At 59.2% G+C, this 13919-nt stretch carries 9 protein-coding genes and 1 riboswitch; of the genes, 2 read left to right on the plus strand and 7 right to left on the minus strand.

The features are described 5' to 3' along the window. Positions 1-26 precede the first annotated feature (26 nt). Positions 27-2399 carry an LPS assembly protein LptD gene (gene lptD / locus AC6I7A_RS03015; RefSeq protein WP_058957743.1) on the minus strand — a complete coding sequence of 791 codons (2373 nt, stop codon included), beginning with the start codon at positions 2397-2399 and terminating at the stop codon, positions 27-29. A 182-nt stretch (positions 2400-2581) separates the two neighbouring features. Here lptD and djlA point away from each other — a divergent pair, with 182 nt between their 5' ends. Further along, entirely contained in the window at positions 2582-3394 is an 813-nt protein-coding gene (gene djlA / locus AC6I7A_RS03020) for a co-chaperone DjlA (protein WP_009092186.1), read from the plus strand. 51 nt (positions 3395-3445) lie between these two features. Here the strand turns inward: djlA and rluA are convergent, their stop codons facing one another. The 3 genes from rluA to polB form a co-directional block, all read right to left on the minus strand. Continuing rightward, positions 3446-4099, minus strand: a complete 654-nt coding sequence (gene rluA / locus AC6I7A_RS03025) for a bifunctional tRNA pseudouridine(32) synthase/23S rRNA pseudouridine(746) synthase RluA (protein ID WP_009092184.1) — start codon at positions 4097-4099, stop codon at positions 3446-3448. Between the two features lie 39 nt (positions 4100-4138). Continuing rightward, on the minus strand, positions 4139-7045 hold the full coding sequence (gene rapA, locus AC6I7A_RS03030; protein WP_009092181.1) for an RNA polymerase-associated protein RapA: 2907 nt from the start codon (positions 7043-7045) through the stop codon (positions 4139-4141). Between the two features lie 152 nt (positions 7046-7197). Then, positions 7198-9558, minus strand: a complete 2361-nt coding sequence (gene polB / locus AC6I7A_RS03035) for a DNA polymerase II (protein WP_153009212.1) — start codon at positions 9556-9558, stop codon at positions 7198-7200. 169 nt (positions 9559-9727) lie between these two features. Here polB and AC6I7A_RS03040 point away from each other — a divergent pair, with 169 nt between their 5' ends. Continuing rightward, on the plus strand, positions 9728-10492 hold the full coding sequence (locus AC6I7A_RS03040; RefSeq protein ID WP_058957741.1) for a DedA family protein: 765 nt from the start codon (positions 9728-9730) through the stop codon (positions 10490-10492). Positions 10493-10497: 5 nt separating this feature from the next. Here the strand turns inward: AC6I7A_RS03040 and thiQ are convergent, their stop codons facing one another. Genes thiQ through thiB form a run of 3 tightly spaced genes read right to left on the minus strand, consistent with a single transcriptional unit; the run spans position 10498 to position 13755 of the window. Further along, the gene (thiQ, locus tag AC6I7A_RS03045) at positions 10498-11199 is read right to left on the minus strand and encodes a thiamine ABC transporter ATP-binding protein ThiQ (protein ID WP_009092175.1); all 702 of its coding nucleotides are present in this window, start codon (positions 11197-11199) and stop codon (positions 10498-10500) included. Beyond that, positions 11186-12793 carry a thiamine/thiamine pyrophosphate ABC transporter permease ThiP gene (thiP, locus tag AC6I7A_RS03050; RefSeq protein WP_072215506.1) on the minus strand — a complete coding sequence of 536 codons (1608 nt, stop codon included), beginning with the start codon at positions 12791-12793 and terminating at the stop codon, positions 11186-11188. The genes thiQ and thiP overlap by 14 nt, the downstream gene beginning before the upstream one ends. Next, entirely contained in the window at positions 12769-13755 is a 987-nt protein-coding gene (gene thiB, locus AC6I7A_RS03055) for a thiamine ABC transporter substrate binding subunit (RefSeq protein WP_058957740.1), read from the minus strand. The genes thiP and thiB overlap by 25 nt, the downstream gene beginning before the upstream one ends. Positions 13756-13801: 46 nt before the next feature. Next, positions 13802-13904: riboswitch (TPP riboswitch) on the minus strand. Positions 13905-13919: the final 15 nt, after the last annotated feature.

The raw sequence follows: 13919 nt of genomic DNA on the forward strand, positions 1-13919 counted from the left end.
GGGATTGCCTGTCAAACATCACAACATCAGAAAGCGGGCTGGTAAGGGATAATCCCCTGACGCAGCATATCGTTGGTGCCTAAGCCATAGTTGGAGCTCAGACCACGCAGCTCAATGTTGAATGAGATTTGGTTGTCATATTTACTGTCGTCGTTTTCCCAACCGTTAATTTTGCGTTCGTAACCGACCCGAATGGCATAACAGCATGAGCTGTATTGCAGGCCTACCAGCTGCGAAGCCGGACGGCTGTTGCGGGTATCGTAGTAGTACGCGCCTACCACGGACCATGCATCCGCAATCGGCCAGCTGGCCGTGGTGCCCACCTGTGAAATCCCATTTTTGAAGATAGGATTGGTCACCAGGCTGCTGTCGTTCAGCGCGGTTGCGACATATTCCGGGCTGCTGTAACGGTAGCTCAGCTGCACCATGCGATCGGCATCACGACGATATTCCAGTACGGTATTGCCCTGGGAAACGTTGTCGAGTTTGGTGTCATACTGCAACCCACCCCGGACGCCCCAGCGATCGCTGATTTTCCAGTATGTATCGCCAGCCCAGATCAGGCTGCCGGTATCATCTTCTTTACTGGTCTGATTCACACCAGTACGAGAAGGGGTAAACGAGTAGATTTGACCTACAGAAACGTTAAAACGTTCAACCAGATCGGCATCATAAATGCGTGTGGTAACACCGGTGGCCACTTCGTTAGCCGAGGCGATACGATCCAGGCCGCTGTAGGTGCGGTCGCGGAACAGGCCGGTGTAGTCGGTCTGCAGCAACGTTGAGTCGTATGGATAGATGTTGCTCTGATTGCGGTACGGGATATAGAGGTACTGCACCCGCGGCTCCAGCGTCTGGGTGTAGCCCGCCGCGGAGTCCATATCGCGGTCAAAGACCAGACGGCCATCGACTTTAAACTGCGGCAGGGTGCGGTTTACCGACTCATCCAGATCGCCACTTTTGCCGTTGCGATTCGCAAAGTTGTTGTTGTAGTAATCAACATTGGTCTGCTGGTAGTGGGTTGCCAGGAATTTCGCTTCGGTATCCAGGCTGGCCCAGCCGTTAGACAGCGGCAGGTTCAGCGTTGGCTCAACGTGCAAACGGGTCGCTTCAGGATAGCGATCGCTGACGTTGGTAAATTTCACCGCCTGCGCATAGATCCGGCCATCAAACGGACCGATGTCATTCTGATAGAGATTGACGTCCAGCTGCGGCATGGCGCGATAGACGTTGTTGCTGCTGTTGTCGCCGAACACCTGGAAATCTTTGGTGGAAAGCGTGGCATCCCAGTTGGTGTCCGCGTAGCCAATACTGAATTTCTGCGTGGCGTAGTTGTCGGTCGAGCTGTAGTACTTCGAGTCGAGGTCGTTGAAGTAGTACTTATCGCTGACTTTGGTGTAGTCCGCGTTAAAGCGCCAGTGCTGATCGTAGACGCCTGCATGACGCCAGTAGAACAGCCAGCGATCGGAGCTGTCATCTTCGGCGATGCCGCGCAGCGCTTTATCTTTGTCGTACTGCTTGTCTGAGCCGAGGTAGTCGAACTCCATCAGACCTGCGCCCAGCTCTGTCAGATAACGGAATTCATTCTCAAACTTCATGCCGCGCTTGCTGATGTAGTGCGGCGTAATGGTGGCATCGGCCTGCGGCGCGATGTTCCAGTAGTAGGGCAGGATGAACTCAAAGCCGTTGTTGCTGCCATATTTGGCATTCGGGATCAGGAAGCCGGAGCGACGACGGTCGCCAATCGGTAACTGCAGATAGGGACTGTAGAACACCGGAACGGAACCGAGTTTAAAGCGGGCGTTCCAGATCTCGGCCACTTCCTCTTCACGGTCCTGAATCACTTCGGAACCGACCACGCTCCAGCTGTTGGAGCCGGGCAGACAGGAGGTAAAGGTGCCATTCTCCAGAATGGTGTAGCGGTTATCACCGCGCAGTTTCATCTGATCGGCGGTGCCGCGACCCTGACGATCCACCATCTGGTACTGACCGTTCCAGACGTTGGTATCTTTACTGTTCAGATTAGACCAGGCTTTCGGACCTTTCAGGATGACCTGGTTATCGTCGTAATGCACATTACCCAGGGCATCGACGGTACGAACCGGCGTGGTCTGGCCCTCCTGCTGACGCTGATGAAGCTGAACTTCATCGGCCTGCATACGGCTGTTGCCCTGCTCGATATTCACATTGCCTGTGAAGACCGCATCATCGGGATAGTTCCCTTTGGCAGCGTCGGAGTGAATGGTGACAGGCAGCTGATTGGTATCGCCATTCACCAGCGGGCGGTTGTAACTCGGCACGCCTAACATACACTGCGACATCAGATCGTCGGCAACGGCTTGCTGGCTAATGGCTGCGCCGATCAGTGTGGCCAGCAGGGTAGGTATATGTTTTTTCATACGCGGTATCGAGAATTCCATGAAAACTGGCATCATGCCGACAATCGGGTCAGAGACTAACTTACTGCCCGGCGTTGCGCCAGTGTTAATCCTGGTCAGTCAGCGTTGCCGTTAGGCGCTGAGATAAATGACAGGTATGATAATGCAATTTTCAGCCGCAAGCATGGCGAATTGAGGAGTTTATGCGCTACTGGGGAAAAGTTGTGGGTCTGGCGCTGGGATTACTTTCCGGTGCAGGCTTCTGGGGTATTGTGATCGGTTTGATCATTGGCCATATGTTTGACAAAGTGCGCGGCGCGCAAGGCAAGGCTTACTTCTCAAATAATCAGACCCGACAGACGCTGTTTTTCAGCACCACCTTTCAGGTCATGGGCCATCTGACCAAGTCAAAAGGGCGCGTTACCGAAGCGGATATTCAGATTGCATCGCTGCTCATGGAGCGGATGCAGCTGCACGGTGACTCGCGCACCGCCGCCCAGCGCGCATTTCGCGAAGGCAAGCAGGCAGATTACCCGTTACGCAGCAAACTGCGGGAACTGCGCAGCGCCTGTTTTGGCCGGTTCGATCTGATTCGCATGTTCCTGGAAATTCAGATTCAGGCTGCCTTTGCCGACGGTTCCCTGCATCCCAATGAGCGGCAGGTGCTCTATGTCATCGCCGAGGAGCTGGGCATTTCACGCGTTCAGTTCGATCAGTTCCTGCGCATGATGGAAGGCGGCCAGCAGTTCGGCGGCGGACAGCGCAGTGGCAATGGTGGCTTTCAGCAGGCGCAACGTGGACCAACGCTGGAAGATGCCTGCAGCGTGCTGGGTGTGAAGAGCAGCGATGACGCCACCACCATCAAGCGCGCATACCGCAAGCTGATGAGCGAGCATCATCCCGACAAGCTGGTGGCGAAGGGGCTGCCGCCAGAGATGATGGAGATGGCGAAGCAGAAGGCGCAGGAAATTCAGGCGGCGTACGATCTGATTCGCAAAGAAAAAGGCTTTAAGTAATCGCGCCTCTCTCCGCCTCTCAGAAGGAGGCGGCCAGGCGTACCGCCCCCCTTAAAAATCGGCGGGCTGACGAAACGTCATGGCATTACCGAATGCCGGATGGGTGATAGTTAGTGACTCCGCGTGCAGCAGCAGGCGCGGTGCCATCGCCCTGGCGTCCGGATGGGCATAGAAGTTGTCGCCCAGAATCGGATGGCCCAGGGCCAGCATATGCACCCGCAGCTGGTGCGAGCGGCCGGTAATCGGCTTCAGCGAAACGCGCGCACTGTTATCCGCACGATATTCCAGCACCTGATACTCCGTCTGCGCGGCTTTGCCGTTCTCGAAGCAGACCATCTGCTTCGGACGATTGGGCCAGTCGCAAATCAGCGGCAGATCAACCACTCCCTCCTCCTTCTCCGGATGACCCCAGATGCAGGCCACGTAGGTCTTGGCGGGTTCCCGCTCGCGAAACTGCCGTTTCAGCTCACGCTCAGCCGCCTTGGTCAGGGCGACGACCATCACACCACTGGTCGCCATATCCAGCCGGTGAACCGATTCCGCCTGCGGAAAATCACGCTGTATCCGCGTCATCACGCTATCTTTGTGCTCATCCAGCCGACCGGGTACCGAGAGCAGACCGCTGGGTTTATTCACCACCATGATATGCGCATCCTGATAAAGGATGTGCAGCCAGGGTTCACGCGGTGGATTGTAAGGTTCCATAGGGCTTTCCAAAAATAAGGGGCCGGAAGGCCCCTGAGCTTACTGGTGAGTCACCACAATCAGGCGCAGCGCGTCGAGACGCCAGTTGGCCTGATCCAGGCTTTCCAGCACCTGTTCACGGTTGCTTTCCAGCGCCTCGATCTCATCTTCACGGATGTTCGGGTTCACCGCTTTCAGCGCGTTGAGACGGGAAAGCTCTGCGCCCAGCTTTTCATTCGCCTCGGCCCGCGCCGCTTCAATCACCGCACGTGCCTCGCTGACCACGCTCTCTTCACCCTGGGTGAGGATCGCATGCACATCCTGCTGCACCGCATTGACCAGTTTGCTGGCGGTATGGCGGTTAACCGCATTCAGCTGGCGGTTAAAGCTTTCGAACTCCACTTTCCCGGCCAGGTTGGTGCCGTTGCGATCGAGCAGCAGACGGACAGGCGTCGGTGGCAGGAAGCGGGTCAGCTGCAGATGCTTCGGTGCCTGCGCTTCCACCACATAGATCAGCTCAACCAGCAGCGTGCCCACCGGCAGCGCTTTGTTCTTCAGCAGTGACAGCGCGGAGCTGCCGGTGTCACCCGACAGGATCAGATCCAGGCCGTTACGGATCAGCGGATGTTCCCAGGTGATGAACTGGGTATCCTCGCGGGAGAGCGCCTGATCGCGGTTGAACGTGATGGTGCAGCCATCTTCCGGCAGGCCAGGGAAATCGGGCACCAGCATGTGGTCGGAAGGGGTCAGCACAATCAGGTTATCGCTGCGGTCTTCCTGATTGATACCGACAATATCAAACAGGTTCAGCGCGAAGTTCACCAGACCAGTGTCGTTATCCTGCTCGCTGATGGCGTTAGCCAGCAGCTGAGCCGATTCGCCGCCGTTAGAGTTCAGCTCCAGCAGACGATCGCGGCCCTGTTCCAGCTGCGATTTCAGCGCCTCGTGCTGTTTACGGCACTCCGCGATAAAGCTGTCAAAGCCTTCACTGTTTTCCGGCGCGGCTAAATAGCCGATCAGCTGCTGATGCACGCTGTCGTAGATGGTACGACCGGTCGGGCAGGTGTGCTCGAACGCGTCCAGACCTTCATGATACCAGCGCAGCAGCACCGCCTGAGCAGTCTGCTCCAGCCACGGCACCAGAATCTGAATATCGTGCGCCTGACCAATACGGTCCAGACGGCCGATACGCTGCTCCAGCAGATCCGGGTTAAAGGGCAGGTCGAACATCACCAGGCGGCTGGCAAACTGGAAGTTACGGCCTTCAGAACCGATTTCGGAGCAGAGCAGCACCTGCGCGCCATTCTCTTCCGAGGCAAACCACGCGGCAGCCCGGTCACGCTCAATGATCGACAGGCCTTCGTGGAACACCGCCGCCCGGATGCCTTCGCGCTCGCGCAGTACCTGCTCCAGCTGCAGCGCCGTGGCCGCTTTGGCGCAGATGACCAGCACTTTCTCTTTACGGTTGCTGGTGAGATAGCCCATCAGCCATTCCACACGCGGATCGAAGTTCCACCAGGTGCCGCTGTCGCCTTCAAACTCCTGATAAATCTGCTCCGGGTAGAGCAGATCACGCGCCCGCTCCTCGGCGCTTTTGCGCGTGCCCATAATGCCGGAGACTTTGATGGCCGTCTGATACTGCGCAGGCAGTGGCAGACGGATCTGATGCAGTTCGCGTTTCGGGAAACCTTTTACACCGTTACGGGTGTTGCGGAACAGGACGCGGCTGGTGCCGTGGCGATCCATCAGCATGGCGATCAGCTCCTGACGCGCCTCCAGCTTGCCCTCACGATCGCTGTTGGCGACCTGCAGCAGCGGCTCGATATCCTCTTCGCCCACCAGATCGTTGATCCGGTTCATCTCCTCCTGGGAAATCGCCTGGTCAGCCAGCAGCGCTGTTACCGCATCAGCAATCGGACGGAAATGCTGCTGCTCTTCAACAAAGGCAGCAAAATCATGGAAACGGTCCGGATCGAGCAGGCGCAGACGGGCAAAGTGGCTCTCCATGCCGAGCTGTTCCGGCGTCGCCGTCAGCAGCAGCACCCCGGCCGTTTTCTCAGCCAGTTTTTCGATGACCAGATATTCACGGCTGGGTTCGCCTTCGGACCAGGCCAGGTGGTGCGCTTCATCCACCACCAGCAGATCCCATTCGGCATCGGCCAGCAGTTCAAGGCGCTGTTTGTTACGGCGAACAAAGTCGAGCGAACAGATGATGAGCTGTTCCGTTTCAAACGGGTTATCGCTGTCGTGCTGCGCTTCGGTGTAGCGGTCATCATCAAACAGAGCGAAACGCAGGTTAAAGCGGCGCAGCATCTCGACCAGCCACTGATGCTGTAAGGTTTCAGGCACCACGATGAGTACCCGCTCGGCACGACCCGCCAGCAGCTGCTGCTGAATGATCATCCCGGCTTCAATGGTTTTACCCAGGCCCACTTCATCGGCCAGCAGTACGCGTGGCGCGTGGCGACGACCCACATCGTGTGCGATATGCAGCTGATGAGGGATCAGGTTGGTGCGCATGCCGCGTAACCCGCTGATCGGCAGACGGTATTGCTCACTCTGGTATTTGCGTGCGCGGAAGCGCAGGGCAAAGCGGTCCATACGGTCGAGCTGACCGGCAAACAGACGATCCTGCGGCTTACTGAACACCAGCTTGCTGTCGAGCATCACTTCACGCAGGATCACATCGCTTTCTTCAGTATCCAGTCGGGTACCGATATAGGTCATCAGGTCATTTTCGTTGCGGACTTCATCGACGCGCATCTGCCAGCCTTCGTGACTGGTGATGGTATCACCCGGGTTAAAGATGACGCGGGTAACCGGCGAATCGTTGCGGGCGTAGAGGCGGTTTTCCCCCGTGGCCGGAAACAGCAGGGTGATCATGCGGGTATCGATCGCCACCACGGTGCCCAGTCCCAGTTCACTTTCCGTATCACTAATCCAGCGCTGACCTAATGTAAAAACCATATATTTTTAGCTCGAATTTTAACGTTTTTAGAGGTGTTCCCGAATCTCAGGCAATAGCGTTACCGCCAGACAACAAGGTCTGGAGCGTGCATAAGAGCGGTGAGTTTCAGGAAGGGCGCTATGGTACTGGATGGCAGGGCATTCGTCACCTGTCAAAAAAGCCCCAGTTGCCCCGTAATCAGTGTAGCAAAATCTCCTCCGACAAAGGGCAGAATCCCCTCTGCCACCGGCTGCAGCTGCTTCGTCACATAGTGGTCATAGTCGAGCGGCGTACTGCGGGCCTCCAGCGGTTCGGGGCCAGCCGTAGCCATGACGTAACGAATCCGGCCGCCGTTCTGATACTGCAGTGGCCGGTTCAGTTTGCGATTCTGCTCATCAGCCAGCCGGGCGGCGCGCACGTGCGGGGGCACATTTCGTTCATACTCCTTCAGCGGACGCCGCAGGCGCTTTTTGTAGATCAGTTGATCGTCCAGCTCGCCCGCCAGCAGCTGCGCCACGGTCTCCCGGATGTAATCCTGCCACGGCTCGCGGTGGAAAATACGGTGGTAGAGCTGCTGCTGAAATGTTTTGGCCAGCGGCGTCCAGTCGGTTCGCACCGACTCCAGTCCCTTAAAGACCATGCGCGCACCGTCGGCGTCACGAATCAGTCCGGCGTAGCGTTTCTTGCTGCCCTGTTCCGCGCCGCGAATGGTCGGCATCAGAAAACGGCAGAAGTGGTTTTCATACTCCAGTTCCAGTGCGCTGGTCAGTCCCAGCGTCTGCTGCAGGTGATCGCGCCACCAGGCATTCACTTTCTGCACCAGCTGATGACCAATGGCAGCGGCCTGCTTCTCATCGTGGGCCGACTTCAGCCAGACAAAGGTGGAGTCGGTGTCACCATAGATGACGTCGTAGCCTTCCGCTTCGATCAGCGCGCGGGTCTGCTGCATGATGGCGTGACCGCGCAGGGTAATTGAGGAGGCGAGTCGCGGATCGAAGAAGCGGCAGGCGCTGGTGCCCAGCACACCGTAAAAGGCGTTCATGATGATCTTCAGTGCCTGTGACAGCGGCTGATTATTCTGTTTTTTCGCCGCTTCGCGCCCCAGCCAGATCTGTTCAAGCATCGCCGGCAGGCAGTGAGTGTGGCGAGAGAAGCGCGCTTCCCGGAAACCGGCAACCGAATCCGCATCATCAGGATGGGCCAGACCCTCCACCAGGCCCACCGGATCGATCAGGAAGGTGCGGATAATCGACGGATAGAGGCTTTTGTAATCCAGCACCAGCACCGAGTCGTAGAGACCGGGACGCGAATCCATGACATAACCGCCCGGGCTCGCTTCCGGGGCCACCTCACCCATGTTGGGCGCGACAAACCCGACACGGTGCATGCGCGGAATATAGAGGTGACTGAACGCCGCCACCGAACCGCCATGGCGGTCCACGGCCAGACCATTGACCGCCGCGCGCTCCAGCAGAAACGGCATGATCGCCGTTTTGTGGAAGATGCGCGTCACCAGTTCGCAATCTTTCAGGTTGTAGCGCGCCAGCGCCGGTTTATCGTTGGCAAACCGCCAGTTGATCTCCTCCATGCGCTGCCAGGGATTGTCGATCGCTTTGCCTTCACCCAGCAGCTGCTGCGACACCGACTCCAGGCTGAACGACGGAAAATCCCAGAACGCCGACTTCAGTGCGTCGATGCCATCAATGATCAGGCGGCCGCTGGCCTGCGCGAAAAAAACGCCCGGCTTGAAGCCATGTTCCCGCCACTCCAGCGCCGTCTGCTGGCGGCCAAGACGCAGCGGAATGCCGTAGCGGTCGGCATGCTTCTGCAGCACCCGCAGGTCAAACTGCACGACGTTCCAGCCAATCAGGACATCCGGGTCATGCTCTGCAAACCACTGGTTCAGGGCTTCCAGCAGCTGTGGCCGACTGTCGAGATAGATCAGGTCGAAATCCAGCGTGCTGGCATCGCCGTTAGCCGGGCCGAGCATGTAGACCTGGCGCTGACCGCAGCCCTCCAGTCCGATGCAGTAGAGCTCGCCATGCTGGGTGGTTTCAATATCCAGCGAGACCCATTTCAGCGGCGGGCGATAGTCGGGATGGGGCTTAAGCCGCGCATTGACCAGCGTGTCGCCCTGCTGCTCGCCATCAAACCAGACGGGGGCGGTAATAAAGCGCTCCATCAGATAGCGTTCCGGCGGGCGGATATCCGCCTCGTAGATCGGAATTCCCTGTTCGCGCAGCCGTTTTTCGATGCGCTGCAGCTGACGATGCTGCTGGCAGTAGAGGCCCAGCACCGGACGGTGACGAAAATCTTTCAGCGCCAGCGGCTGGATACGCAGCTGGCGTTCCTCTCTCTGCAGCTCGCTGATCTGCGCCTGATATTCCGCAGGTACAAAAGCGACAGACTCCTGCACAGGCAGCACCACGCGCTGCGCGCCCGCATCGGTGGCGAGCCAGAGGATAATTTCGGTGCCATTCGGGCTGTCGCGCCAGTGGCGGGTGAGCAGAAAACCTGCGCGGGGCATAGTCAGATGTTCTCCGGACGGCGTGTTTCAGGGATAAGTAAACAACCTGAGTATATCATGGATATTTATACAGTTCCTGTCGCCACGATTTGTCAACATTGTCCTACAATTCTTGCCTTGACGCTGTGTGGCTGGCTCTGGACAATCCAGCCTTCTGCTTTGACTAAGGACCACTATGGAAGCCTGGATTCAACAACTGATTACGCAGTCCCTGGAGTGGGCGCTGTTTGCCGTTGCGCTGGTGACGTTTCTGGAGTCGCTGGCGCTGGTCGGGCTGTTGCTGCCAGGTACGGTGATGATGGCCAGCCTGGGCGCGCTGGTCGGCAGTGGCGAGCTTGGCCTTTATCCTGCCTGGGCGGCGGGCTTTGCGGGCTGCCTGATCGGTGACTGGGTCTCCTACGGTATCGGCTGGAAATTCCAGGGACCGCTGCACCGCTGGAAGTATCTGCAAAAGTACAAAGGCCTGCTGGATAAAACCGAGCATGCCCTGCATCAGCACAGTATGTTTACCATCCTGGTCGGACGTTTTGTCGGCCCCACGCGGCCGCTAATCCCGCTGGCGGCGGGTATGCTGGAGCTGCCGGTACGTAAATTTCTGCCGCCTAATCTCATTGGCTGTCTTCTCTGGCCGCCGATCTATCTGCTGCCCGGCATTCTGGCCGGGGTGGCGATTGACGTGCCAAAAGCGGCGCAGGGCGGCAGCTTTAAATGGCTGTTACTCGGCGCAGCGCTGCTGATCTGGCTTGGCGGCTGGTTAGGCTGGCGCTGGTGGCGCAGTGGCAAAAGCCGTGACTGGGCCACCGCCTGGCTGCCCCCGGAGCGCCTGCGCTGGGCTGGCCCGCTGGGGCTGGCGATCGCCGTGGCGGCGTTTGTCGCGATCCAGTTCCATCCGATGATGCCGGTTTTCCGCCATCTGCTGTGGCAGGTTTTCATCGCCTGAGCCGCTTAACGACGCGGGATGCCGAGTACATCGGCCTCCCGCGTGTCGCCCGACAGCAGCTGTCGGGTTTCGCCATCCCAGTAAACCCGGCCATCCACAATCACCACGCTGCGCGGCGCGATCTGCTGCGCATCTTCCAGACTGTGTGACACCATCAGCAGCGTGATGCTGCGCGCCTCACACACCGAACGCACCAGCTGAAGCATCTCGCCGCGCAGGGCGGGGTCCAGCGCGGAAAAGGGCTCATCCAGCAGCAGCACCGGACGGTCACGCAGCAGGCAACGGGCCAGCGCCACGCGCTGGCGCTGGCCGCCCGACAGTTCGCCTGGCAGGCGTGACAGCAGATCGCCTAATCCCACCTGTTCAGCCAGCGCAGTCAGCTGCCGCTGCTGTTCCGCGCTGAGTCGTAGCCCCGGGTGCAGCCCCAGCGCCATGTTCTGCTGCACGCTGAGGTGCGGAAACAGGTTGTTCTCCTGAAACAGCATGGAGACCGGTCGTCGGGCCGGGACAGTGTGGGTGTGCTCCTGACCGTCAATCAGCAGGGTGCCCTGATTCACCGGCAGAAAACCGGCAATCAGGCTCAGCAGGGTGCTTTTACCCGCGCCGCTGGGGCCGAGAATCGCGATGCGTTCACCGCGTGTGGCCCTGAAGCTGAAGCGCATCGGCAGATGCTGGTAGAGATAGGTAAGGTTATCAAGAGTCAGCATGGCGGCCCGGTAATTTTTCCATTAGCGTGAACAGCAATAAGCAGAGCAGCAGCAGCAGCAGGGCGGTGACCGCACCATCAGCGCCACGATAGGCGCCTATCTGCTGATAGAGATAGAACGGCAGCGTGCGGAAGTCGGCGCTGCCAAACAGCGCCACCACGCCAAAATCACCAATCGACAGCACGCAGGCAAAGGCCAGCGCCTGGGCCAGCGGACGTTTCAGCGCCCGCAACTCGATCAGCCGCAGCCGGTTCCAGCCCTGAATATCCAGTGAATTGCAGAGTCTGCCGTAACGCTCTGCGGTGTCGCGCATCGGGTTTTCCAGCACTTTCAGCGCATAGGGAATGGCGATCAGCGCATTGGTAAACATCACCAGCCCTTCGGCGGAGTCGGGCAGGCCGATGGTGGCGTTGAACAGCAGGAAAAAGCCGGTGGCGAGCACAATGCCCGGCATCGCCAGAATCAGCATTCCACTGGTGTCGATAAGCGTGGCCGCCGCCGGATGCTGGCGCAGACGCAGCTCGCGGCTGCTCCAGAGCTGCATCATGGTCAGTACCACGCAGATCAATCCGGCCCCGGTGGCGATGCGTAATGAGGTCAGGGTTGCCCGCCAGAGAGCAGGCTGAGCCAGCGCACCGCGCACTCCGCCATGCAGGCCCTCCACAATTACCGCCGCCAGCGGAGGCAGCAGCAGAAGCAGCGCCAGCAGGATAAGCAGCGCATCGCTGAGCTGTGCGCCCCACGAATCCTGCGGATCGCGCCAGCCCTTCAGCTGACGGGTGCCGGCGGGGATCGCCTTACTGAAGCGCTGGCTGAGCAGCACCAGCGTCAGGCAGCAGCCGAGCTGAATCAGCGCCAGCAGCGCGGCACGGCCCGGATCGTAGTCATAACTCAGCGCCTGGAAAATCGCCAGTTCGAGCGTGGTAGCCTGCGGCCCGCCCCCCAGTGACAGCACGGTGGCAAAGCTGGCAAAGCAGAGCATAAAGATCAGCGCACCGGTCGGCAGCAACTGACGCCGCAGCCACGGCCACTCCAGCAGGCGAAAATGGTGCCAGCCGCGCAGGTCGAGCTGCGCCGCGAGCTGACGCTGCTCGGCCGGAATGCTCTCCAGCGCCTGCAGCATCAGACGCGTCGCCAGCGGCAGATTAAAGAAGACGTGCGCCAGCAAAATGCCCGGCAGACCATAGGGTGAGAAGTGATAACCGATGCCCAGCAGCTGACAGAGCTGGGCCAGCCAGCCAACGCGGCCATAGACGGTCAGCAGACCAAACACCGCCACCAGTACCGGCAGGACCAGGGTCATGGCACAGAGACGCAGCAGCAGCTGGCGGCCGGGAAAACGGCGCCGATAGAGCGCACGCGCCAGCGGCACGGCAGGCAGCAGGGAGAGCAGGGCGGAGAGCAGCGCCTGACCGAAAGAGAAGCCGATCACGTGCCGCAGATACGCATCCTGCAGCACGCTGCGCCACTCCAGGCCTGGCGCGGCCATCCAGAGTGCGCCAAAGGCCAGCAGCGCCACGCCGGTTAGCAGCAGCGTGGCGAGCGAGCCGGGGATCAGCCAGCGCGGCATCAGCGGCTGACGGCGCGTTGCCACTGGCTGATCCAGCCTGAACGCTGTGTGGCCACCTCTTCAGGCGAGAACTGCAGGGCGGTGGACGGCACCGTCAGGCTGGCAAAACCGGCAGGCAGCGGCGTATCGATCACCGGGTACATCCAGTTGCCGGTGGGAATGGTGCGCTGGAACGCAGGCGAGACCATAAACTGCATGAACTGCTGTGCCAGCGCAGGCTGTTTGCTGCTGGCTAACTGTGCGGCCACTTCCACCTGCAGATAGTGTCCTTCGGCAAACGGGGCGGCGGCGTAGTTCTCTTTTTTCTCTTCGATGATGTGATAAGCCGGAGAGGTGGTGTAACTCAGCACCAGATCGCCTTCGCCCTTCAGGAACAGGCCATAGGCTTCACTCCAGCCTTTGGTCACCGTTACGGTTTTCTGCGCCAGCTTCTGCCACGCCTGCGGAGCCTGGTCGCCGTAGACCTTCTGCATCCACAGCAGCAGGCCTAAGCCGGGGGTACTGGTGCGGGGATCTTCGTAGATTACCCGCCACTTTTCCGGGCTGTCGACCAGCTCTTTCAGGCTCCTGGGCGGGTTTTTCAGCCGGGTTTTGTCATAGACAAAGGCGAAGTAGCCATAGTCAAACGGCACAAAGGTGGTGTCGTGCCAGCCGCCAGGCAGGGTAAGTTTTGCGGTGTCGACCTGACTTTCAGCAAACAGACCGGTTTTCTGCGCCGCCTGCACCAGATTGTTATCCAGTCCCAGCACCAGATCCGCTTTGCTGTTTTTGCCTTCCATCCGCACGCGGTTCAGCAGCGAGACGCCATCTTCCAGCGTGACGAATTTCAGCTCACAGTTGCACTGCGCCTCAAAGGCTTTTTTTACCGCCGGGCCAGGGCCCCAGTCGGCAGAGAAGGAGTCGTAGGTGTAGACCGTGAGGACCGGCTTAGCCGCCAGAACGGGGGCGGAGAGTAACAGCAATACCGGCAGAACTTTGTTTAACACTTTGCGCTCCTTCAGGAGAATAGGGGATGAGTCGCAAAGGATCTGAGCACAGCGGCCTCTCAAATCCCTACGTCGGTATTAACCGAATCAGGTTCGACGGGTCTCTCTCAGCTGCTTGCTGGTGGCAGGCGGCACCCCGTTGAGAACGTCACATTCTAGTCATT

It is taken from the genome of Type-F symbiont of Plautia stali (genome assembly GCF_059731105.1).